The organism is Fannyhessea sp. C0108B2 (genome assembly GCF_056583915.1).
Map to the genome: position 1 here is coordinate 81,776 of NZ_JBWPJQ010000005.1, position 24,300 is coordinate 106,075.

At 46.2% G+C, this 24,300-nt stretch carries 18 protein-coding genes; 10 read left to right on the forward strand and 8 right to left on the reverse strand.

What is annotated here, in order from left to right:
• Window positions 1-24: 24 nt before the first annotated feature.
• From AC1DBT_RS03705 to AC1DBT_RS03725, 5 genes are all read right to left on the reverse strand, one after another.
• Window positions 25-2,034 (reverse strand): ABC transporter ATP-binding protein, encoded by a 2,010-nt coding sequence (locus AC1DBT_RS03705; RefSeq protein ID WP_480018632.1) that lies wholly within the window; start codon window positions 2,032-2,034, stop codon window positions 25-27.
• The gene (locus AC1DBT_RS03710; RefSeq protein ID WP_480018633.1) at window positions 2,027-3,829 is read right to left on the reverse strand and encodes an ABC transporter ATP-binding protein; all 1,803 of its coding nucleotides are present in this window, start codon (window positions 3,827-3,829) and stop codon (window positions 2,027-2,029) included. Before AC1DBT_RS03710 ends, AC1DBT_RS03705 begins: the two co-directional genes overlap by 8 nt.
• Window positions 3,830-4,236: 407 nt before the next feature.
• Window positions 4,237-5,274 (reverse strand): cyanophycin synthetase family protein, encoded by a 1,038-nt coding sequence (locus tag AC1DBT_RS03715; protein ID WP_480018634.1) that lies wholly within the window; start codon window positions 5,272-5,274, stop codon window positions 4,237-4,239.
• Window positions 5,275-5,447: 173 nt separating this feature from the next.
• A complete protein-coding gene (locus AC1DBT_RS03720; RefSeq protein WP_480018635.1) occupies window positions 5,448-6,779 on the reverse strand; it encodes a hemolysin family protein in 1,332 nt (443 codons plus the stop codon).
• Window positions 6,780-7,065: 286 nt separating this feature from the next.
• Window positions 7,066-9,138, reverse strand: a complete 2,073-nt coding sequence (locus AC1DBT_RS03725) for an elongation factor G (RefSeq protein ID WP_480018636.1) — start codon at window positions 9,136-9,138, stop codon at window positions 7,066-7,068.
• A gap of 541 nt (window positions 9,139-9,679) precedes the next feature.
• Between AC1DBT_RS03725 and AC1DBT_RS03730 the strand changes: the two genes are divergently transcribed.
• The 5 genes from AC1DBT_RS03730 (at window position 9,680) to AC1DBT_RS03750 (ending at window position 16,801) form a co-directional block, all read left to right on the forward strand.
• On the forward strand, window positions 9,680-11,512 hold the full coding sequence (locus AC1DBT_RS03730; RefSeq protein WP_480018637.1) for a class I SAM-dependent RNA methyltransferase: 1,833 nt from the start codon (window positions 9,680-9,682) through the stop codon (window positions 11,510-11,512).
• Between the two features lie 754 nt (window positions 11,513-12,266).
• Window positions 12,267-12,524 (forward strand): MerR family transcriptional regulator, encoded by a 258-nt coding sequence (locus tag AC1DBT_RS03735; protein ID WP_480018638.1) that lies wholly within the window; start codon window positions 12,267-12,269, stop codon window positions 12,522-12,524.
• A gap of 3 nt (window positions 12,525-12,527) precedes the next feature.
• Window positions 12,528-14,333, forward strand: a complete 1,806-nt coding sequence (locus AC1DBT_RS03740) for a phage/plasmid primase, P4 family (protein ID WP_480018639.1) — start codon at window positions 12,528-12,530, stop codon at window positions 14,331-14,333.
• A gap of 442 nt (window positions 14,334-14,775) precedes the next feature.
• Window positions 14,776-15,303, forward strand: coding sequence for a plasmid mobilization protein (locus AC1DBT_RS03745; protein ID WP_480018640.1), 528 nt, complete (start codon window positions 14,776-14,778; stop codon window positions 15,301-15,303).
• Window positions 15,275-16,801, forward strand: coding sequence for a relaxase/mobilization nuclease domain-containing protein (locus AC1DBT_RS03750; protein ID WP_480018641.1), 1,527 nt, complete (start codon window positions 15,275-15,277; stop codon window positions 16,799-16,801). The genes AC1DBT_RS03745 and AC1DBT_RS03750 overlap by 29 nt, the downstream gene beginning before the upstream one ends.
• Window positions 16,802-16,843: 42 nt before the next feature.
• Here AC1DBT_RS03750 and AC1DBT_RS03755 read toward each other — a convergent pair whose 3' ends face one another.
• Window positions 16,844-17,125: a hypothetical protein gene (locus AC1DBT_RS03755; RefSeq protein ID WP_480018642.1), complete on the reverse strand. Its 282-nt coding sequence runs from the start codon at window positions 17,123-17,125 to the stop codon at window positions 16,844-16,846.
• Between the two features lie 83 nt (window positions 17,126-17,208).
• Here AC1DBT_RS03755 and AC1DBT_RS03760 point away from each other — a divergent pair, with 83 nt between their 5' ends.
• On the forward strand, window positions 17,209-17,712 hold the full coding sequence (locus AC1DBT_RS03760) for a LysM peptidoglycan-binding domain-containing protein (protein ID WP_480018643.1): 504 nt from the start codon (window positions 17,209-17,211) through the stop codon (window positions 17,710-17,712).
• Between the two features lie 486 nt (window positions 17,713-18,198).
• Here AC1DBT_RS03760 and AC1DBT_RS03765 read toward each other — a convergent pair whose 3' ends face one another.
• Both AC1DBT_RS03765 and AC1DBT_RS03770 read right to left on the reverse strand, forming a co-directional pair.
• Window positions 18,199-18,516, reverse strand: a complete 318-nt coding sequence (locus AC1DBT_RS03765) for a hypothetical protein (protein ID WP_480018644.1) — start codon at window positions 18,514-18,516, stop codon at window positions 18,199-18,201.
• A gap of 149 nt (window positions 18,517-18,665) precedes the next feature.
• Complete coding sequence (locus AC1DBT_RS03770; protein ID WP_480018645.1) at window positions 18,666-19,814, reverse strand: hypothetical protein; 1,149 nt, start codon at window positions 19,812-19,814, stop codon at window positions 18,666-18,668.
• A gap of 152 nt (window positions 19,815-19,966) precedes the next feature.
• On the opposite strand from AC1DBT_RS03770, the gene AC1DBT_RS03775 reads away from it, so the two are divergent.
• From AC1DBT_RS03775 to AC1DBT_RS03790, 4 genes are all read left to right on the forward strand, one after another.
• Window positions 19,967-20,302 carry a helix-turn-helix domain-containing protein gene (locus tag AC1DBT_RS03775; protein WP_480018646.1) on the forward strand — a complete coding sequence of 112 codons (336 nt, stop codon included), beginning with the start codon at window positions 19,967-19,969 and terminating at the stop codon, window positions 20,300-20,302.
• 187 nt (window positions 20,303-20,489) lie between these two features.
• Window positions 20,490-22,592 carry a recombinase family protein gene (locus AC1DBT_RS03780; protein WP_480018647.1) on the forward strand — a complete coding sequence of 701 codons (2,103 nt, stop codon included), beginning with the start codon at window positions 20,490-20,492 and terminating at the stop codon, window positions 22,590-22,592.
• 42 nt (window positions 22,593-22,634) lie between these two features.
• Window positions 22,635-23,666, forward strand: a complete 1,032-nt coding sequence (locus AC1DBT_RS03785; RefSeq protein WP_480018648.1) for a hypothetical protein — start codon at window positions 22,635-22,637, stop codon at window positions 23,664-23,666.
• 126 nt (window positions 23,667-23,792) lie between these two features.
• Window positions 23,793-24,272: a zinc ribbon domain-containing protein gene (locus AC1DBT_RS03790; protein WP_480018649.1), complete on the forward strand. Its 480-nt coding sequence runs from the start codon at window positions 23,793-23,795 to the stop codon at window positions 24,270-24,272.
• Window positions 24,273-24,300: the final 28 nt, after the last annotated feature.

Below are 24,300 nucleotides of genomic sequence, written 5' to 3' on the forward strand. Positions count from 1 at the left end.
TAAAACACTTTTGGCACTCTATGCCTATTCTAGTTCAAACGCACCTGTATACAGTTGATAATATACTCCCTTAGCTAAAAGTAACTCGTCATGAGATCCGCGCTCAACGATACGGCCGTGATCCAATACCACAATCTCATCAGCGTTTCTCACGGTAGATAGCCGATGCGCAATAACAAAGGTTGTACGACCTCGCATAAGTGCATCCATACCCTTTTGCACCAATTCTTCGGTATGCGTATCAATAGAACTTGTTGCTTCATCCAAAATCATTACAGGAGGATTTGCTACTGCGGCGCGCGCGATAGCAAGCAACTGTCGCTGTCCTTGACTTAAATTAGAACCGTTGTCAGTAATGCGTGTTTCATAACCATCAGGCAAACGTTCTATAAAGGTATCAGCACCACTTAAATGAGCCGCCTGCATGCACTCTTCGTCGCTCGCGTCAAGACGCCCATACCTAATATTGTCTATAACTGTTCCTGTAAACAAATTTACATCTTGAAGTACGATGCCTAAAGATTTTCTTAGATCGTGTTTTTTTATCTTGGTCAGGTTAATACCATCGTAGTGTATTTTCCCATCCGCAACCTCATAAAATCTATTGAGCAGGTTGGTGATGGTTGTTTTACCAGCACCCGTAGCACCCACCAAAGCAATTTTATACCCAGGTTGTGCATGAATGGAAATATCGTGCAAAATGAGTCTATCGGGTTCATATGCAAAATCGAGGTTTTCCAGCAAAACGTCGCCACGTAAAGGCGTATAGGTAACTTCTTGGCTTGCGGTATGAGGATGTTTCCACGCCCAAAGGTTTGTGCACGTATCAACTTCGTGCACGCAAGATTGCCCGTTGGCGTCACACGCCTTATCTACGTTAACCAATGTCACATAGCCTTCGTCTTGTTCGGGTAGCTCATCGAGCAAGTGAAAAATACGAGATACTCCTGCAAAGCCCATCACAATCGAATTGATTTGGTGCGATATTTGCGCTATTTGCCCCACAAATTGCTTAGTGATGTTCAAAAACGGAATGACCACCGCCAGTGAGAGCGCCATGCCCGAAAGACTTACATTGGGTAGGTTATACAGCAGGCATATACCCCCTGCAAGTGCTACCATTACATAAGCAAGGTTCCCAATATTAAAAATAAGTGGTGGAAGCATATTTGCGGTTAAATTTGCTTTATGTGACACTACAAATAACTTTTCGTTTGCTTGGTCAAACGCCTCAAGACTTTGTGCTTCATGGGTAAATACCTTGATTTCTTTAAGGCCGTTCATGTACTCTTGCGCAAAACCCTCTACATTGCCTGTCTCGTTTTGTTGGGCAAGAAAATACCCCGCGCTCTTTTTGCCAACTATTTTTGTGACCGCAGCGGTGCAAGCGACGCCAAGAATTACCACTATCATCAATGATGCACTGTAATACAGCATAACCGCAGTTAAAGTTGCCATAGTAACCAGCGTCATGGCAACGTTAGGCAAGCTTTGCGAAAGCATTTGTCTAAGCGCGTCCACATCATTGGTGTACATAGACATAATGTCACCATGAGAACGTTTATCAAAATATGAAAGCGGCAAAGAGTCCATGTGCGAAAACATGAGCTTCCTAAGCTTATTGATGGTTGATTCGGTAAATACCGCGCAAAGTTGAGTGCCAATAGTAGTAGAAGAAAGAGCGCACACATACACACATATCAACGCGAAAATACTAGAACTTATATAAGGAATTGCCGCGTACCAATCGCCCGACTGCCAATATTTGGCTATGACATCTAAAATTTGCTGCATAAAGATAGGAGGAAGAGCAGAAATAACCGCACTGGTAAGTATGGTTAGTAGTATGCCTATAAACATATAGGGATAAAAATGAAATATCATAGACATGAGGCGCATAAAATTTGTGGTAAAAAGCATTAAATCTTTTTTATCATCTTCCGAATTCTTACGCTCATGTGAGGACACTATGCCTTCGTGCGAAGTGCGTTCAAGCTGCTCGGCGTCGTGCTTTTCATATGTTTGGTTATGCATTATTGATCGCCTCCTCATAAGATTCATGCGTTTGTGATAGGTGCGTTTCGCGATAAAATTCGCATTCTTGCATAAGGGTACTATGCGTACCAACTGCTAGAATCTCGCCCTTTTCCATTACAATAATTTTGTCAGCACCGCGCAAAGACGACGTGCGTTGTGCAATGATAATTTTTGTAGTAGCTGGCAACAAGCGCGCAAGTTCGGCTCGAATGTGCGCATCGGTTTTAGTATCAACAGCACTGGTTGAATCATCAAAAATCAAAATTTTTGGACGCTTAATAAGAGCTCGCGCAATTGACAAACGCTGCTTTTGACCTCCAGAAAAATTAGAGCCGCCCTGTTCAACAAAAGATTCAAGACCGTGCGGAAGCGTTTGGATAAATTCATCAGCACAAGACGCTTTACAAGCCGACATAATTTCTTGGTCATCTGCCAAAGGATTACCCCAGCGCAAATTATCTTTAATAGTGCCTCTAAAAAGCAAACTTTTTTGCAAAACGTATCCAATGTTTTTACGCAAAGATGTTATATCGTATTCGCGAACATTATGACCGCCTACCAGCACTTCTCCTTCGGTAGCGTCATACATACGCGCAATAAGTTGAATGAGCGTAGTTTTTGCAGATCCAGTCATGCCCAAAATGCCCACCGTTTCGCCTGAATGTATGTCTACCGAAACATTCTTGAGCGCTCTATGCCGCGAAGTAGGCGTATATCTAAATGAAACATTACGAAAAGAAATAGACCCATCAGGCACGTGCATGATTGGAGCAGGCGGATTTGTAATGTTGTTCTGCTGTTGAAGAACCTCACAAATACGCAAAGCGCTTTCTTCGGATATTACGATTGCAATAAACACAAACGAAAGCATAAGAAAACCAATAAGAATTTGAAAGCCATAGGTAATAAGCGCTGAAAGCTGACCTATATCAAGGTTGGTGCCTCGTGTTGAAATAATTGCATAGCTACCAAAAAATAGCACAAGCGTAAACATTGTATAACTTGCCATGCTCATAAGAGGAGCATTTAGTGACATTAATCGCGCGCCTTGTGTATAATCGCAGAATAAGTCATCAGCTGCAAAGGAGAATTTTTTTGCCTCGTGATCCTCGCGCGTAAAGCTCTTTACCACACGAATACCTAAAATATTTTCTTCGATAATTTGATTAAGGCGGTCATACTTAGGAAACACACGGCGAAAAATGCGCACGCCAAAGTATATAACTACAGCGAGCCCTACACACATAATAAGCGAAGTTCCCAGGTAAACCCATGCGCTCCAGCCAACCATTAAAACAGAGGCAACCAAAGCGGCACAAATAACCATAGGTGCCCTAATTGCTATCGTTAAGATCTGAATACCTGCAAACTGCACATTCATAACATCGGTAGTAAGACGAGTTACTAAACTGGAAGACGAGAATTTATCAATAATAGAAAAGGAAAAATGAAGCGTACTCTTAAAAATATCGTGGCGTAAATTTTTTGCCAAACCACACGCTGCATATGAGCTTGTGTAACCTGCTAACATGCCAAAAGCAAGTGACGCCAGGGAAATACAGGCCAATATACCTCCCATATACATAATGGTTTGAAGATTTGTTCCCTGTTTAATAGTATCGATAAGAAATGCCGTATAAAACGGAATAGAACATTCAAAAGCCACCTGTGCTACTACAAAAAGCGGCGTTAACAACGCAGGAACCGTGTATTCTCGCATGCTTTTAGTTAAAATTGAAACAATTTGAGTATTTGAATACGATAATTCAGTATTTTTTGCTGATGTAGCCATAAACCTCCCCTTTTTTATTTCAAAACATATTTGTTATGTGTCTGTAATTATTGAGAAAAATCTAAATATATTGGCTGACCGAATATGCACAACTTCGCGCAAGTACGCCATTCCAATACGCATAATACAAATAAATGATTATAAAAAGTATTTCCCTCACACAAAGATATGTGTGTAATTACGTATATAAATCTTAACCAAAAATTTTAGCGAATAACGCTAAACCATGCTTTTGCATAAAAAAGTCAGGATGCCATAAAACCTGCAATCTATGGCGCGGCGTGCGCAAACACTAACTTGGCAGCCATAAACAAGAGCTTACCGGTACGTTATGCATTTTGCGCTACGCATACGCACTGCAGACGGTGGACAAAACTGTGTGTAAGCCGCGTAGCTTATAGAGACGTTTAGCGAATTCTTCTAGAGCGAGGTAGCTTCATAGTACCGTCTAAGTCAGCGCGTTTTGAGCTGCCCATATTTTGACGAGACGTTTTCATATCTGCAGGTGCATCTTCTGCGCTTGCAGTACGAGAAGTTTCTTGTGGCGCAGGTGTTGGTTTTGATTCTATAGGCAACTCATCAGAAGCCTCAGCACTAGAATCTGAAACAGGCGACGCCGTGTCAACAGATTCTGTAGCAGCGGATTCTGTATCAGCAGGAGCTTTTTCGACAGGTTCGGCGTCTGTGTTCTCTACACTCTCTGCCTCATCATCAGCGTTTTCAACCACTGATACGTCGTGAGCGTTCTCAGACTGAGCGTCCGCGCCATCTGGGTTATCTTTGGTATCACCGTTGTGATCTGCAACGTCGCTTGCCTCGACATTGTCACAAGCTACGTCGTCGCTTGCTTCGGCATTGTCACAAGTCTCGGCGTCGCTATTATCTTCTGCATTATCACAAGCAGCAGCACTGTCCTCAACAGACGTGCGTGCTTCAGGCGGCAGTTCAAGTTCGGAAGGCAGAGAATCTATAAGTGCACACAAACCCGAAACAATAGCCTCAACATTTGGCTTAGTACCACGGGCACCACCAAAAGCCCAATTCATAATCCAAATTGCGCTCGAAAAAGCCGCGGTTACCAAAACATCATCATTGCATATAAATTCAAGCGTATATGTGCGCGTATCCTCCTGAGCAATAAAGGTTTTACCTGCACTGATATCTCCCGCAAGATTAGTTTGTGCCAAAAGTTCAACGCATACATGTTCAAGAAGGTGCGCAAGCTCGGTATTTCCCATAACATCTTTGAACGTGTCGGACGCATCGCCCATGCAAACATGGTTAATAATAGCTGGAAACAGATTGTAAATGCGCGTAGTTGCTTCAAGATCGTCGCACGTCATAAGAGGCGCTTTAGGGCTAAGCTCAATGGTGGCTACAAACTTTTTTGCGTCTATGGCCACTTTCTTAAGAGAAATTACAGATGACTGATAAGAGCTTTTCATGGTAGTCCTTTCACCAAAACACAGCACCTATGCACAAACAAGACACGCACAAACCAATGCATAATTGCATATAAGCATAACACACACGCTTAAAAACGGCGCTGAATTTTATAAGTTCTGCGTGAGAGTTATAAGTTCTGTGCAAGCACACAAAAGAGGCATCAGCAAACAAACTACTTAGACGCGTCAGCATCTGTTGGCAGCTCAGGTGCAGGCGCTGGTTCTTGGGGTGCTATCACATGCAGGCGACAAATGCGCTTGCGACGAACCGATTGCACGCGAAATGTATAGCCTTCAACATGAAATACCGAACCTTGTTCTGGTAGACCATCGGCAATATCGAGAATAAAGCCTGCAACCGTTTCAAAACCCTCGCCGTCTTGTAGGGGCCAGCCCAGCTCGCGTGCATCATCAACCGAAAATCTTCCGTCTACGATCCACTCATGATCGTTGATTTTGGTTAAATACTTATTGTCGGGGTCAAACTCGTCTTCAATTTCGCCCACAATCTCTTCGACAATGTCCTCAATGGTAATAACGCCTGCAGTACCGCCATATTCATCTACCACAATTACCATTTGTTCGTGATTTTGGCGCATTTCCGAAAGAAGCGGAATAATATCTTTGGTGTCGGGAACAAACTCGGCCTTGCGCAGATAACCAACTACAGGGTTATCCATGCAATGTTCATCAACACACGGTCCTATCAGGTCTTTTATGTGTGCAATACCTACAATTCTATCTACATTTTCGTGATAAATGGGAATACGCGAATATCCCGTTTTTTGCATAACATCCAAAACCTCACCAAGCGTTGCGCTATCCTCTAAAACCGTTAGATCAACACGGGGAATCATCACCTCACGGGCAACAGTGTCTGCAAGATCAAAAATATCGTGGATCATTGACTTTTCTTCTTCGGACAGCTCGCCAGAATCTTTAACCAAATAGCGGATTTCGTCTTCGGATGCGTCTTGCCTGTTTTCACTTCCATGTATACCCAAAGCAGCGCAAACCGCCTGCGCGCTTAAGGATGTAAGCAGAACCAGAGGTTTACTGATAGTTAAAAAAGCAGCTATTGAGGACGACACGCGCTTTGCAATCTCTTCGGGGCGCGACAGGGCAATGCGCTTGGGAACCAACTCGCCTATAACGATAGAAAAATACGAAACAATAATCGTAATAAGCGCCGTGGCAAGCACATGCGACAGGTGTGGGGGCATTTTTTGATTGATAAGCAAACTTGCAAGAGGCTCAGATAAACTCGTAGCCGCCAACGCAGAGCTTAAAAACCCGAGCAAAGTAATTCCCACTTGAATTGCAGCTAAAAAATCTGCGTCATTTTGCGTAATTAAAAGCACACGAGCTGCACGCTTGTCGCCTTCTTGTGCTTCGTGCTCAATAAGTATGCGTTTAGCAGTAGAAAGTGCCATCTCGGCCATAGAAAAGTAACCATTTGCAATGGTTAAAAGAACCGTAACAACAATAGGCAGGATCGTATCCATACGAGCAGGCACACCTCTTAGACTTGAAAGGGCAGTGCAAAAACAGAGCCACAGACAGCTGATAATCAACTGTGCATGACTAATCATACCCAAAATCACAAAGTGTTTTCGGTACATCTTTGTACATCATACCATGAAACAATGCAAACGGTTGCTCCTACATGCGATAAGAGCAACCGTTCAAACAGGTACGAACTATTCACTGCGCACTATCGCTACGTGCCGTTGGCTGCTGAACACAACGCAAACAGATGACACGAGCGAGGCATGAACGCTGGCAAGAGCTCTAACGACCCTCGCTCCTACGACGCGCATACTCGTCGGCAAGTTTTTGTTGAATATCATGGGGTACCTGCTCATAACCCGAAACAGATAACTCATACTCGCCTGTACCGCGAGAAAGCGAGCGCAAGCGCGTTGCATAGTCTACAACTTCGGCATAAGGAACTGTTGCCTCGATAGTGGTACTACCTAGATATCCTTGAGCACGACATGCATCCATGCCTTCCACGCGTCCACGAGACGCGCTTATGTCGCCCATCACCGAGCCTGCGTAACTATCGGGAACCGTAATGCGCATGTGCGCCATTGGCTCAAGCAGAACCGCCTCTGCTTGCGAAACCGCTTTTTGGAACGCCAGACGCGCTGCCGTTTTGAATGCCATTTCGTTTGAATCTACTGGATGATACGAGCCTTCATATACGGCAACTTTAAGGTCAATCATCGGATAACCAGCCAAAACGCCTTCGTGCAAACACTCTTGCACTCCTTTGTCAATAGCTGGTATAAAGCCTCGCGGAATATGGCCTCCTACCACTTCGTCTATAAACTCGTAGCCTTTATCTGGATTAGGCTCAACACGAAGCCAGCAATCACCATACTGACCAGCGCCACCCGTTTGTTTTTTGTACCTTCCCTGGGCGGACGCCACGCGACGTATAGTTTCTCGATACGCAATACGCAATGCAACAACATGTGCATGCAAGCCCGTACGAGCTTCAAGGCGATCAAGCAGGACGGCAACTTGAGCCTCACCAATAGCCGACACGATGGTTTGACCTGTTTCTTCGTCGCGATCAACATGCAAAGTAGGGTCTGCAGCTGCACTTTTTTCGATGAACGCAAAAATCTTGCCCTCACTGCCTCGCTCATCTGGTTCGATGGCAACGCGGTACAGCGAATTGGGGAACCTAAACGAAGCCGCCTCTACTTTACCTGTAACAGAGAGGGTATCCCCTGTTTGGACATCTAATTTAGGAACAACGCACACATCGCCTGCTGCCACTTCTTTTACTTCGAGAAGCTCTTTTCCGCACATATGATACAGATGACCAAGGCGCTCTTTTTTACGCGTGCGCGCGCATATAAGCTCGCAAGATGGCGTAATCGTTCCTGCAAGAACCTTTACAAATGAAAGCCGCCCATTTTGTGCGTCGTTGAGTGATTTAAAAACAAATGCAACAGGGCGCGTATCATCAGGTGAAATATCAAGCTCTTCACCGTTGATAAGCGGAATCCGACCAAAATCACTCATGCTTGGGAACCACTCGTCAATTGCATTGAGAAGCGACGTAACGCCTTCTTCGCGAACACAAGCACCAGCAAATACGGGCACAAACGAGCGCGCCACCAGCGCCTTACCCAAAAGATTTTCAAGCTCTTCTTGCGTAACGGCTTCGCCCTCAAGATATTTCATCATAAGGTCGTCGTCGATTTCTACAACAAACTCTATGAGCTGCGCACGAGCGGCGTCAGCAGCAGCTTGATATGCTTGTGGAATATCGTCTTCGTGAATAACGCCGTCTTTAAGTGAGCGTGCGCGCATGTGAATAACATCAATAATGCCCAAAAAGTTTTCGCCCGAACCCATAGGCATAGTCACAGGAACCAAACGATCGCCATAGAGCTCGCGCGCGCGGTCAAGTGCTGTTTGCCAATCGGCATCCGAGCGATCCAAACGATTTATAAACAATGCCCGAGCAAGCGAGAGGTCTTGCGCAGCATACCACAAACGCGTGGTAATAGCACCAGGACCCGATGATGCATCAATAACAAAAACTGCTGTTTCTGCAGCGGAAAGCGCACCGTACGCGTCGCCCACAAAATCGGGGTAACACGGCGCATCAAGGACATTGATACGAGAGGAATTCCATGTAATGGGGGCAATCGTGGTTGAAATCGAAAAACCGCGCGCTCCTTCTTCACGGTCGTAGTCAAGTGTTGGTTTTGTACCAGCATGGCCGCCCAAACGCGAAGTTTTCCCACTTAAATGGAGTGCTGCTTCGGCGAGCATGGTTTTACCGACTCCACCTTGTCCAACAAGTGCCAAGTTTTTTACCTGCGATATTTCTTGTACCATACTTCCTCCTAGCAACATCTATTGGTGTTTGTGGTTGTGCATAAAGCGCGGAACAACACGGTTTTATCAAGCATGCGTAAGACCCAAACTTATATAAAACTGTCTTTTAGCATACGTAAATTGGCAACAAGCAACATCAACATATCGGGCAACGTCACAATATAGGGCATGAGCGTATAGAGCGTGATGAGCGGCTAGGAAAGAACGTGCTTAAATGCTTGCACAAAGCTCGTTGTGCGCAGGTAAGCTTGTGGTAAATTTGAGAGCCGTTGTGTGTTGGCGGCAGCTGTTATGCGCTGACTGTAGCTGTTATGTGCTGCCCGTTTTGCCAGAAGTCATTATGTATTGCCCGTAGCCGTTGTGTACCACATGCAGAATTTACCCGTAGCCGTTGTGTACCGCCCAAAGATTCAAGATGAATTTGGTGCAGACATTTAAGCAACTCAAACCGACATTTGAATAAATTACGATACAATTTCATTGTAAGTGAGGTTTTTGATACTTCGCGGTACCTAATCTGAACAGGACGGCTTAAAAACCCATGCAAAAACGCGCAAAAACACATAAGAAAACAGTTCCATCACACACCATAAACCAAGGTGCGCAAGGCAAGGGGAAAACGTGCCCAAAGCGTCCAAGCGCTGCTCACAAAAACGCAGATAAACAGGGTGGGCCGCGCAAACGGGCATCTGCTACTCGCGCTCGCGGCTATTGTGGTTGTGAATGGCTGGATATCCCCTATTCCGAACAGCTTATGCGTAAAGATGAATACATGCGTGAGCTTTTTGAGCCGCTCGTAACCCAGCAGGGTAAAAACTGTGCCGATCTCTTGCGCTCAATTGTGCCTATGAAGTGCACAAAAGACAGGACGCTCTGCGGCATACCGCGCTGTTTTAGGCACAAAGTAGCAACGCCCTTTGCACCGCTGTCTGTGCCTTTTGCTTCGCTCGCTTCAAAATCAAACAGCAAGGTGCAAACTAACGCGCGCACGTCAGGTATTGCCTGCGGCTTTTTTGAACCTGGAACTCACCATATTATCCCATGTGATTTTTGCCCGTCAGAAGTACCAGGCGCGCGCAAAATTCTCAATTTTATTGCAAAAGACGCAGCTCGTTTAGGCATTAAAGCGTATAACGAAAATACACAAATTGGAATACTGCGCCACGCTATTTTGCGTTATAGCAGAAGTTGCAACGAAATTATGCTTGTAATTGTTACGCGCACGCGAAATTTTGCACAAAAGAAGTTGCTGGTACAAGACATTTTATCGGCATTTCCTCATATTACAACCGTTGTGCAAAACGTAAATCCAAAAAATACTAATGCCATGCTTGGAAACTATAATGTTGTGTTGTTTGGCTCGGGTAAAATACACGACAAGCTGCTGGGATGCACCTTTGAGATAGGTCCTGTGAGTTTTTTCCAAACCAATCCAGAACAAACCGAAATTTTGTATCAAACTGCAATCGACGGTATTAAACGCGTCTGCAATACTGACAAGAGTGCCAACGATACCTGGAATTATGTGTCACACGGCACACCTATTAACAGCAAACGTTTAGACACATCTGGCTTAGAGCGCACGCGTGGAAAAGAGCAGCTGGCAACACAAGAACAAGCAGATCAACACATCATAAGGATTATGGACGCATATTGTGGATGCGGAACTATTGGTATTTGCGTGGCAAGTCAAATAAAAAACGCGGTCGTTATAGGATTTGACCAGGTAGAAGATTCAATCGAACGCGCAAAAAAGAACAGACGTCTTAATCACTTAAAAACACGTTGTGTATACTCGTGCGAAGATGCGACTCGTTTTATGCAGGACTTTGCATATGCAAATAACGGAGCATCGCGCTTTAAAGCAATTATTATGGATCCACCGCGCGCAGGGTCTACGCCAGAATTTATAAAAGCAGCCGCGTCTCTTAAGCCTTTGTGCATAGCCTATATTTCGTGTAACCCACAAACGCAGGTTCGCGATTTAGCCGAATTTTATAGGTGCGGATACAGTGTTGAAAGCATTACACCAGTTGACATGTTTCCGCATACTCCTCATACAGAGACGGTAGCACTTTTGTCCCACCAAAAGTTAACAGAGTACGTCCAAATACCTTATGAGCCAGAGGACAAGACAGCTCATGCTTTCAGGGATGCGACCTACAAGGAAATCAAGGACTGGATAAAAAAGGTATTTGATATGAAGGTAAGCAGTCTCTACATTGCACAGATAAAGGATGCGTGTGGTCTTGAGAAGAGGCAGAACTACAACAAGTCAAAGAAGGAGAACGCTAAGGTTCCGACTTGCACCAAGGAGAAGAGAAAGGCTATTCTTGCGGCACTTCGTCACTTCCAGATGATTGATAACGAATAAAAGCGTGCGCGTCGGGGGCTTTGCCCCCTCCGGCAGAAGAAAAGCTGGGCACAGAGAAAGAGCAGGCATGCTGGCTTAGGATGCCGTTCCCTCGTAAATGAGGATGTGTCTTGAAAAGCTGACCTAAAATCACCCAAAGTGACCGAAAAATTTTTGCTTTAGGTCAGTTTTCGGTCACCCCCGCCGCCTTGGGGCACAAGGGGAAGGACGAAAATTGACCGATTGACCTAAAATTTTCAAAAAGTTTTGTGTGCGTTACGCGCGTGAGTATCTCAATAAATAGTTTTTCATTTTTTTAGGTCATTAGGTCACTTTGCGGTTTTGCATGTCGTTTCGGTTCGTTTATGAATTGATTGAAGCTGACCTAAAAAGTGACCGAATCGAAAATCAGTTTAGGTCAGCGTTGATTTTAGGTCACTTTCCCCCTCCCCACCTGTGTTTTGTGATTTTTAATGTTGAAATCTGACTTCGTTTGGGGTATAATAAATATGAAAATTAAATACTTTCACGAGTTAAAATACGATGGAAAAGCAGGGGTCTCATTAGTGTAAATCCCCGTAAGACTTTCTGGGAGCGGATGGCGTGACGAACCATCAAGCGAGGCATACAGCGTCTAAGCGGGTCACTGGAAGTCTGAGACAAAACCTCCAAACTTAGTGAATTGTACATAGCAACAAGCGGTGAATCTTTAGGGCATCAAAGTCCTTCAGGTTCATCGCTTTTTTTTGTTTTCAAATTCAAGGAGGATTTGATTATGCAAGCGAAATTGAAAAAGACAAAGAAGGGCGAACTTACATATCCGGAATATGCAGGACTGCTACTCGCCCTGTCCCAGAAGACGTTTTTGACTATCGATGAAGCGTGTGACCTGTATGGAATGAGCCGCCCTCACATGTTTCGAATCATAGGTCAGCCTGATGCCGACTTCTCCTACTTCATCGGCAAACGCCGCGCCATCGACCGCAAGCAGTTCGATGACTTCATCCGCTCTGGATTGGCGAAGGGGGTGTAGGCAATGGAAGATAAAAAGAAAGACGGCGCCCTCGCCTCATCAGCAAAGGGAACCGCATCTCCATTTATCAATAATACTACAAATGTGTGCTCATATCTAGGAAATGATTACTCGAAGATGCAGCATGCGGCTGTGTCCGAGGTTATCAAGGAGGCGACCAATAGTGGAAGCGTTGATATTCGTAACACGTCGTTGTCTGACCTGTCGGAGGCGGTTCTGAACCGCACGCTTGGGTATGTATCGCGCACGAACCAGGCGCGTGAAAAGGGCGAGAAGATGCGCCTTCCCAACACAATCAGCCCGGTTCAGGCTGGCGAGCTTGTCTTCGCTTACGAGCGTATCCGCATGGTGTGCTCTGCCGAGACCATCAACGATGAGAAGTCTGAGGGCACGGTTGCTATGTACGTTGACCATGGCATGGATGAGGGCATCTATAAGGAGATTGGCGATGGACAGGTTGAGTCTTGGTGCTCTGAGTTGGTCGGTTCTGTTGGGTCAAGCTGGAAGCGTGAGTTTATCGCCAAGATTCATGACATGGCATCGAGGCGGGATAACCGTGTGACCGAGTGCCAGGATGTAGACCTCGTCTGGATGGCAAATGGCATCTGGAATTGCTCGGCAGATATGATGATGAGCTTTGACCCCGAGCTGGTGGCGCTGCGCAAGAGCACGACCGTCCTCCCAGACAAGGAACCGTCTGAGCCTGTGCATGTAAAGCCCGATGGCGCGCCGATTACCTTCTGGCAGTGGATTGATTCGCTTGTGCCGTATGAGGGCGGGCGCGAGCTTTTGGTCAAGCTTGCAGGGGCAACCCTTCGCAACCGCGTGAACTGGCGCTGCATGGTCACCCTGTACAACAAGACAGGGCACAACGGCAAGAGCACGTTCCTCGACCATCTAAAGGCTCTCGTCGGCAATCAGGGTTATATGACATCCAATCTCAAGACTCTTGCTGAGGCACGCTTTGGGGTTGCCAACATCGTTGGAAAGGTTCTCATTACCTGTGAGGATTCCGATTCGGGTTCCTATATTAAGGATGTGTCACGTCTGAAGTCCATCATCTCTCAGGACACGATTTCGGTCGAACGCAAGCATGAAGCTATGTTTGACTATCAGCCCCATGCATTGGTTGTGGCTGCGGCGAATGATATTGCGGCGACCAAGGAAAAGAGCCAAGCGTGGACTGACCGTAATATCTATGTTCTCTTCACGGGGCATTTCATTGGGCAGACGGATGACAAGACCATCCGTTCCCAGTGGGTGGTGTCAGATGAGTTCTGCTCCTACATGGCATATCAGGCACTGGTCAAGATGCCGGATTACGATTCGCTACCTGAACCTGATGAAGCGGTGCAGCTCAAGCGTGAGTGGCTCAAGGACAACGACTCCATTGTCGAGTTCTTCGAGGACTACCTGTGCTCTTTCGGTCTTGATTTCATTCCTTTTGATTTTGCGTGGAAAAGATATCAGGAATGGCTTGCCAACAACCGCCCGAGCACTCCGATGAAGAACCGCCGAGAGTTCAACAAGCATCTGGTTGAAGTTGCTGAATCAAGCAGAGAATGGGTGCGCCCGATGTCGGGAAAGGATGCCCGCCGCCTTTCGTGCAAGAAGTGGGTTCCTGATGCCATGCGCTTCTGTGATGCTCGATATTTGAGTGGTAGCCAGCGCGGAATCGTGCGCAAGCCCATGTGGGATTACTTCAAGCAGACGGCGCAGACTCCTCTCGATTTGGGAGACAAGCTTCCTTCCGTTCGTGCGAGCTTGGGCATCTCCTTTGGCGATGATTTCTCACCCGAGGAGGACTGACATGCTCGCAGCAAGTCGCTTGTTTTTGGTCTCCGCTCTGGTGCCTTCGTGGTCTCTTTTTGACCATGATCGCACCAATGTGAGACCGACAAGCGCCCCGAAATCGCGGATGTGTCCGTCCGTTTTCGGTGGGGATGCCGTCGATTTTTCGATGCGGCATGCCGCCCCGTCCATCCATCGGATTGGCTCATCCGCATCTCGATTTTCAGCGGGGCAGTCGTGCCCTAGGTGCCGAGTCGTCGGCACCACCAGACCCGTGCTTGGGGGTCTGGATTTCGGGGTCGAGGGGCGAAGCCCCCGCAAGCTACATCCTGCGTCAAGCCCGAGCGAAGCGATGGTTTGTACGCACAGGATGTCTGCTTGCGTTAATTCCCTTTTCTGCGCAATTTGCGTATGACGCAAGAAGATGAATTTCAGTCAATTTCAAAGGAGGTTTCCAGTTATGAAGAACGATAAAAAGCACGCAGGGGGACGACCTGTTCTCTGCGAGAAAAAAAGAAAGTCTAGCACGGTGAAAGTGCGCGTGAGCGATGAGGAAATGTCGAAGCTTAAGTCGAAGGCTAATCAGTGGGGCTTGACAGTCTCGCAGTACCTTCGCGATGCCGCACTGAGGCATCGAGTGACGAAAATGATTATCACGAATAATTCCGACCTCAATTTACTTACCGCCGAGGTGAACAAAGTTGGCATCAACGTGAACCAGATTGCCCGTCGTTTGAACTCGAGCGAGGGCTATCGGGAGTGCTTCGGCGTGAGTTCGATGCGAGAGGACGAGGCTGTGATTTCGCTTAAGGTTTTGCAGTCGCAGCTTGCGAAAATCGACGAGCATTTGCAGCTGGCACGAGAGGAGTTTTTCCGTGAGCAGACCGACAAGATTTTCGACTACGAGGACTACCTGAGAGCGAAGGAGTTTTGGCTTTCTGAGGACGGAGGTGAGACGCATGGCGACGACGTATATCCATCCGCTTAAGGACTCGAAGTCGAGCTTGGTTTACACGGAGCTTGGCAATGGGCAGAAGAAGAAAATGCACGAGGCAGAAGGCACTACTCGTGCAGCCTTTGAGGTCGGAGACATGCCGCGAGACGACATGGCAGTATATGCCGAGGAAGTTCACAAGAAGCATCCTCTATCGTGTTATGAGGCGTTTGAAGTTCGTGTTTCGTTTTCGCCAGATGAGCTTAAGGCAGGAAACGCCGATGACGAGCAGATGGCAGGTGAGCATAGCTACAAGCTGTGCAAGAAGCTCTACCCCAACGCGATGTGCTACGTCACCGTACACAACGACGGTAAGGGAGGGTGCGTTCATGCACACTGTCTCGTCGTAAATCACGATGAGGTGACGGGACAGACGCTACGAGATAATCGTCGACATTTCGAGGTTAAGGATGCGAGCGATGAGCTTGCCGCCGAGGAGGGCTTGTCAGTCATCGGAACACCCAAGTTTGCGTGCGACCACAAAAAGGAACCGACGACATGGGAGAAGCGCCGTGATACGTGCGACGCATTTGAGCGGAGGCTGGGCGACCGCGTGCAGAAAGCCCGCGATGAGTCCAAGTCCCTTGACGAGTTCAAGCATAACTTAAGCGTCTATGGCGTCGAGCTGATGGAACAGAAGCGCATGGGCAAGGATGGTAAGGAGCACGAGGCATGGTGCTACAAGATGATGGATATCTACGGCTCCAAGCCTCGCAAACGCCGCCGCAAGGCAAAGCTTCTAGCCGACGACCTGACCAAGGATTCCATCGAATCCTACTACGACCAGAAACAGGCTCAGAACCCCGTAGAAGCCTCGCAGCCAACGGTAACACCAATCTATCAGGAAAACGTCTCAGAAGACGCTACAGAACCTATTAAAGGTCATGCGGAGGATGAGGCGGCATATTCCCTGCTGGATGATTACAAAATCGATGAGGATGACGTTAAGTGCTTCACCGATTGTCTTGAAAGACAATACCGCAAAGATGCGATGCGCAATGCCAGGAATCTGAGAAACGATGCTACCTATGCCCGAATCAAACAAGCCCAGCAGACACCAGCCGAAACCACGACAAAGCTTCAAGTGGATGTGGACAAGGCACGTGCACAGTTCAAGGCTGATAAGGCTAACCTCGACGAGCTGAAGACACACAAGGCGCCGAACCTATACGGAATCATGAGGCTATTCGACATTTGCAGGAAGAAGGCAAAGACACCTTTCGAGCGTATGATTGATGAGATGTTCTTCCAAATGATGAAGAACCTTCTCAAGGTATTTGCTGCCGAACAGAGCAGAAGGCAAATCGAGGAAGCGGAACGAAAACTTTACAAGAGCAGACGCAAGATGTGGGATGCTGAAAAGCGTCTCAAGGCAGCGCATGTCATCGTCATGCAGAGGAAGGCGCGACACGTGTTAAAGACCCGCTCCCTTATGCAAGACATCGAGGAAGCCGAGAAAAGAAGCAGCGAAGATTTCGAGCTGGGTGGATAAAAAAATAAGCGGTTCCCGTGGTGGGAGCCGCTTATTGGCGTTCTAGTGAAGTTCAGGGACAGGAACGCTAGACCATGCAGTGCCGAAGTGGGTGATGCCCCATACGTAGATGTGCAGCTCGTCATCATAGAATACAAGCTCATCGGTATGTTCAAGCAAGAAGTCTGGGTTTGAAATGATGTAGAACTGGAAAATTTCATCCCCCGCCCCGAAGTCCCCGTTTATCAGGTCAAGGTTGCGGATGGTTATATCGTTTGCAAGCACCATGCCGCCTACCTGCTGTGCCAAGTCCTCATAGGTCTTGATGTAGTTCGAGTAGTTCATGAAAAGCCTCCTTTTTTTCATGAGAACCCGGGAGCCGTCAGGCGACTTTTTAACTAAAGATATTCAAGAAAGGAGATTATGCGATGAAACAACAGACCGATAAGTCGACGATTGGTCTTGCTATCGGCAGTTCCGTTATTGGACTAGCCGGGGTTCTTGGCATTGGAGCTCTGACGTTTAGTGCATTGAGCAACGCTGTTACAGCGCACGCTGATGCTATTTACAGCCAGCAGACGACATTGGCACAGAAGTACAAGACAGGCATCGATAATTACAATGACCGTGTTGCTAAAGCTGAGGCTAAGCGGGTTGCCCGTGAGTCGGCTAAACGCAGCATAGGGCTAGCATTGCCTAAGGATAAGAAGACGGAGTCCTTGGACTCCCTCGAAGTCGCTGGTGTAGATACCAGCCACATAGTTCAGAAGTCTGACGGGACAATGGTGTATATGATTCAACCGGGTGATACCTTGACACGTATCTCAGCGACTCTTGGTTATTCAGTTGATGAGATTGCCAACTTTAACCAGATTCGCAACGTAAACCTTATTTATGCAAATTCAGCACTTCGTGTTCCGAAGGGCAAGTAAGTTTTTCTTTGAAGGAAAAAGACCGGCTGTAATGATGCAGTCGGTTTTCTTTGTTGAGAGCCCCTAGGAGCCTCGTGAAGCGATTTTATGGGCGCAGAGGTAGTACGACATGTCTTTATGATTTACGTGGCTTAAAACGCCGTTTGAGAGCTTTTGAGAGTGGGAGTGTCAAATCGATAGCGTAAGTATTATTGCGCCTAAAACGATTAGCATAGATATGTCAGTGGTCAACATAATGGCGATGATGATGACGGCGATGAGGTCTAAGACTCCGCGCGTTTTCTTGATAGCGGTATATATGCATATGGTTATTAGTATGGTTGCCATTAGATAGATAGAGATGTGACAAATAGTTTTTAGCAAGTGTATACGCCTCCTTTTTGGCTTGTGTTCTACGTTATTGACAAAAGTTCTTTTGCAGTAAAGTAGATTGCCACGGATATTCCTGTTATGAGCACAGCAGAGATGGCATATGTTTTGATGCGATTATTTTTGTTGATGTCTCGCGTTAGCATGTTTTGAGCACCTTCTTTCTGATTGGTCATGCGGTAATTTTTGTGAGCGGGGTTTATCGTAGTTGTCCAGAAACGATGCACATACGCTTACGACCAGCAGTGCGAACAAGGCTGTTGCTGTGACGTATTTGCCGTAGGTAAATACTTGCATGAATTCTTCAGGTTCGGGTATGACAAGCTCTTTTATCGATGGCGTTTTTGCTATCAGGAAGTGGATAGCAATTCCATTGAGTGTTAGACCGCAGAGAATAAGGTAATAGCGTATAGTGTGACGAATAATTTTTATCATGAGTTTTAGATACCTCCTTTTTGGCTTACGCTCGGGTGCGAGGTGCTCGCACCGTGGGCGGGTGATAGTGCATGAAAAAAATACCCCTGTCCTTACGGGCAGGGGTATTTCTGTGTGGTAGTGCTGGGATTGGCTTGTTGATAGCAGGGTTATTCGTAATGTCCAGCTTCGTCGACGACCCAATGTTTACCTGTGACCTTGTCTTCGTAGTAACCACGGTCTTCAGTGTGGGTTATTGCGTCGTGGTGCACGGTTTTGAACTCGTGATACCAAGTGTAGCTTATGGGTGTGCCTGCTCGAAGCATTGCTAGGTCGTGAGCACTACGTTCGGCATCGCTATAAGTGGTGAAGCCGTCGCTACAAACATATTTGGTTCTAATTTTTACTCTCTCGTCCCAAGCAGGTTTGTCGGTTACTGTAATGACATTAGGAATCCATACACGCTCAGTGGTGTTTTCCCAGTGACCTTTTTCAGGTATCCAAGTCTGAACCTTATTAGGTTCAGATGCAGATTCATTGCTGTTGCCAGCAGAAGCTGAAGATTGGCTTGTAGGCGCTGGAGTTTCTGCTACCGTAGGTTTAGCTTCGGTTCCCGTAGAAGCTTGAGCTTCGCTGGTGCTTTCCGTAACAGTTGCTTTCGCATCTTCTGAAAGGTGCGTATTAGCATTAGTGTTGTTTTCTACTTTGCTAAGGATTGCTTTTCCGGCATCACCTTTCAGTGAGCTGTCGCCGTTTTCAACTGCGATTTTCGTAACGTCTGCGATTTCTTTCACATCATCTGCTGTTACTTGGTCAGCGGGAATTGTCTTGTCAAGTTTAACGTTGACATCGGTTTTGCTTTTGGCAACTTTGTCGTCGGCTTTGACGCTGACTGCAATTTCTTTTGATTCAGCAACAGGTTTTGCTACAGAACCGTCGTTGTTGATAACTCCGGTTACATTAACTTTGTAGTCGCCAGGTGTTACTTCGACCGTGTCGGTCTTTTTGCCTGAGTCTACCGCATGGTAGAAGTCTACAGGCTCTTCGCGTTTATCGGTGCTTTCTACATGGACGATAGTAGGAGTCGATGACTCGGTTACCTTATCGTCTGCTGTGACATCGATTTTAAGCGGTGCTGTTTCGGCTTTTGTAGGAGCCTTTGTAGTTGCTGCGGGTTTATCAGACGTAGTGTCAGCGGGTTTTGCGCTGAATACGCCAGTTGCTCCGGCAACTGAGAGTGAAATTACGGCTATGATTGCGACGAATAATCCTGCCGTATGTGGTTTGTGGGACTTAACCCACTTCGTGAGTTTATTCATAAAGAATCTCCTTTTTTATAAGTTTATCACTTAACATGAATAAAAGTAATTATGACCTATATAGGCAGAAAATAGCCCATTCAGTTTATTATAACTCCTAATAAATGTCTATACAATACATTTATAAGTGAATTGTATAGGCAGTGAATAGAGTGGATTATTACAAAATAGGTCAAAGAATACGTAAATACAGAAAAACAGCTGAGCTGACGCAAGAGCAGCTTGCTGAAATGGTTGGCATCTCAATGACGCACATGAGCCACATCGAGACGGGCAACACGAAGATGAGCCTGCCTGTGGCTGCTGACATCGCAAAAGCTCTTTCGGTGCATGTAGATGCACTTTTGTATGATAAACCAAGTGTGGGAAAAACAGAGATAGCTGATGAGATTCAGCAGATATTGGAATCATGCTCACGAAGAGAGCTTTACTTTATACTTGACGTTGTTAGAAACTTGAAGATGACGCTCAGGAAGCACTGGGACTAATTAATATTGACTTGAACTGCAAGCCGGGACAGAAGAATCTGCTCCGGCTTCTTTTCATTCTTAAAATCGCTTGCTCAAAAATTACAAAAACCCTCGTTTATCAGGATTTTGATTGAAATTCTATCCAATTCAAAGTATAATAAGTGGGACGAGTTATGTTATATAAATGCGCGGAGGTTGCTTTGCTATGGGAAACGAGAGAAAAAAAGCCTTTGCTTATATCCGAGTAAGTACAGGAATGCAGGTAGAGGGATATTCGCTGGACAATCAGCGAGAGCTTATTGAGAGGAAAGCATACGGCGAAAACATCGATATTGTTGAGTGGTTTGCGGATGAGGGAAAATCAGGAAAGAGTATCGAGGGACGAGAAGAATTTCAGAGGATGCTTGAAAAGATAGACGCTGGTGCAGATGTCCAGTTTGTTATGGTCTACAAGCTGAGTAGGTTTGGAAGAAATGCCGCCGATGTTATGACCTCGCTGGAAAGAATCAGACTGAACAATACAGAGCTTTATTGCGTGGAAGATGGGATTGATTCTTCCAAGGACGCAGGAAAGCTCGTTATTTCGGTTCTTGCAGCCGTTTCTGAAATTGAGCGAGAAAACATTATCGCACAGACCATGGGCGGAAGAAGACAAAAGGCACGTGAGGGCAAGTGGAATGGTGGAATGGCTCCCTACGGTTATAAAATAGGAAGAGAAAAACACAAGGGCATTCTGCAAATCGTACCAGAAGCGGCTGAGCACGTGAAGATGATTTATGAACTCTACTTGAATCGGCACATGGGTATCTCCAGAATCGCTGACTATATGACAGATAGAGGCTATCGAAAAGTCGAAAGGCAATATGTCAATCCGAATCCAAACAGAAAAAAGAGTCCTGAAAGTGAGATATTCACGCCAGCTTTTGTAAAAGGGGTTTTGGATAATCCTGCATACATGGGAAAAATCCCTTATGAGAGAAGGCAGACTAAGCGTGTCAGTGAAAAAAAGGACAATAAAGTACACGTTAAATATGTCAAGGAAAAGCAGGGCGATGGAGACTATGGATTATACGATGGTCTTCATGAAGCAATTATAGACAAAGACACATGGTATGCCGTACATGCCAGACGGCTTGAGACGGGTGTGGCATGCGATAGACGCCATGACCTCGACCATGTACATCTTCTGACCGGTATTTTGAAATGTCCGGTCTGTGGTGCAAACATGTACAGCAATCCCAACAGAAAAAAGAAAAAGGATGGCTCGGGCGAATACTATGAAACCGAGTATTACTACTGTTGCAAACACAGAAAGATGGTTGGAGACCATAGGTGCGACTATCACAGGCAGTTCAAGCAGAGCAGAATAAACCTAGAGGCACTGGATGCTATCATGGATGCACAGAGCAGCAAGACTTTTATCAATGAAGTAAAAGCTCGTATGAACGCAGCCGTTGATACCAAGCAGCAGGAAAAAGAGCTTGCTGGGCTAAAGAAAACGAGGCGGCAAATCGAAGCGACTATCGAAAAAATATCAGACCAGATGGATAGGCTGGATGCTACTGACGCCATGTATGACCGCAAGTATGCCGACTTGGAAAAGAGGCAGAACGACAAATACGATGCGCTTGGCAGGCTAGAAGATGAAATCAATATCCTTGATGCCAAAGTACGCCAAGTTATGAGAGCAACCACTAATTACAAAAAAGCGATGATTGAAGTAGCTCGAAAATTAAACAGCTGGGGTACGCTTCCAGAGCAAGAGAAAAAGGAGTTGTTTCAAAAATACTTTAAGAGCATCGAAATCTTTGAAGACCCAAAACCGGGTGAACGCATAATCAAAAAAATCATATTCCAATTTCCAGTTGAATTTATGGGTGGAGCAACTCCTGAAACAGATATGACCTATCAAGGTATTGTCGATGGTAAAGAACGCTGGGAAGCAGTGGGAACGCCTGAAATTGGTGATGAAGTAAGGTGGGACAGATTAGGTAATGTTGAATCGGTATGTCTCTTAACCCAGCAACATGTCAAAGAGCATTTATATGTGAATGTTGATATGAAAGACCTGAAGAGTCAGAAACTACCACCAAAGCCAACATACAAGCAGATTCAGGCGTACGTGCTTGAAAAGTACGGTCTGAAAGTGTCGTCGCTATTTATCGCAACTTTACAAGATGAACTAGGGCTTGAGAAGCAGTTCTCTTACGAAAAGGAAGGGATGGCTGCTAAAAATCGACCTCAATGCCCGAAAGACAAACAAGATGCAATTATCAAGGCATTTAAGCACTTCAAGATGATTTCATAAAGGCACTCAGAACATTGCAAGAAAGGAAACGGAGGAAAAGTAATGGTTGATGAATCAGCGAAGAAGAAACGAACGAAATTATTAGTGGTGATAGCCGTTATAGTGGCAATTGCGGTCTGCTGCGGAGGCGCGTATTTGTATTTCTCAGCACAAGAAGCCAAGATGTATGCCGTGCCGATTGTAGTGAACGCCAAGGGGCTTGATACGGAGAAGGGCACAAAAATCCCTGTCCATGCTACTGGAAAAGATTCCAAGGGAAATGATGTGGACAGCGTGTTCTATGGAGGATCAAGTTCCTCTGACATAGTGCTAAAACCGGGAGATTACAGCCTTGCGGTTGCGGCATCGCCAATCGCAGAGGACGGCAGCATCTATGACATAAAGGATGCGGTTACGAGGGTGAGCATTGCCAAGGATGGCAAGTCCGATGTTGAGAAGGAAATTACTATCGAGCCAATCCCTGCGGAAGAGGTGACAGACGCGCAAATCGAAACAGCATATAACGCAGCGAAGGACAGTGGGATAGATATATCCAAACTTAATGAGCTTAAAGAGAGGGCACAGAAGCGCAGGGACGATGCCGTAGCAGCCAAAAAGGCAGAGGAAGAGAAGAAGGCAGCCGAGGAGAAAGCGAGAAAGGCAGAGAAAGAGCGGAATGCAGCGCAGAATAGTCATTTGCTGACGACAAACTACTTCTATGTGGATGTACTTCCTGAGTATTGGAATCCAAGTGATTGGACTGTAAAAAAGATAGATGACCATACATGGGTGATTTCGCGCATACCAGCGAATGATTATGGCGGAGGGATTAGTATTTCCGTTGCAAAGAACAATCCGTGGCCGTATGACAATTACGGTACAAAGGAACTGGGCGCAACAGGTACTGGGCTGAACGTGTATATGGGCGACGGAGCGGGAGCTGGTATCGCAAAGTATCTTAAAGTCAAGCTGACGAAGACGTGGAACCCAGACGACCCCGATTCTATCCGTGCAGACGGCTTCTCGAACTCCGAGTATCATGATATTGCCGAGGCAAGGCAGCGATTGAGGGAAGAGCAGACGGGCAAGAAGTAAGTTCTTTGAACCTAAGCGAGGCGCTAGGAGCAAGGCTAGCAAGATGGCTACCTCGCTCTTTTTAATTTCAAGAACAAAAAGAAAGAGAGGAAATAGATATCTATTGGTCAGCGAGAAAACCGTTGGATGCAGGATGTAAACCATTGTGTATCAAAGGCACTCGTTGAATCACATCCAAAGCATACTCTTTTCGTACTTGAATATTTGAAAGGTGGCTGTGACGATACAGACCGTGTGATAACAAAAATTCTATATGCTTTTGTATCGTGGGCGTTTTACGGCCTCGAACAAAAATTGATGTATAAAGCGAAACAAAAGCAATCTTCTGTAATAAAGGTTGACCCCCCCCGTTGTACAAGTCAGTGCTGTCCTCTGTGTGGGCATGCCGAAAAGGCTAACCGTAACAAGAATATACATCTGTTTGCCTGCAAGAACTGTGGCTATCAATCAAATGATGACCGTATCGGGGCTATGAATCTGTATCGTATGGGAATAAACCTCCTTTTTGGCTTACGCTCGGGTGCGAGGTGCTCGCACCATGGGCGTATGATAGTGCATGAAAAAAATACCCCTGTCCTTGCGGGCAGGGGTATTTCTGTGTGGTAGTGCTGGGATTGGCCTGTGGATAGCGGGA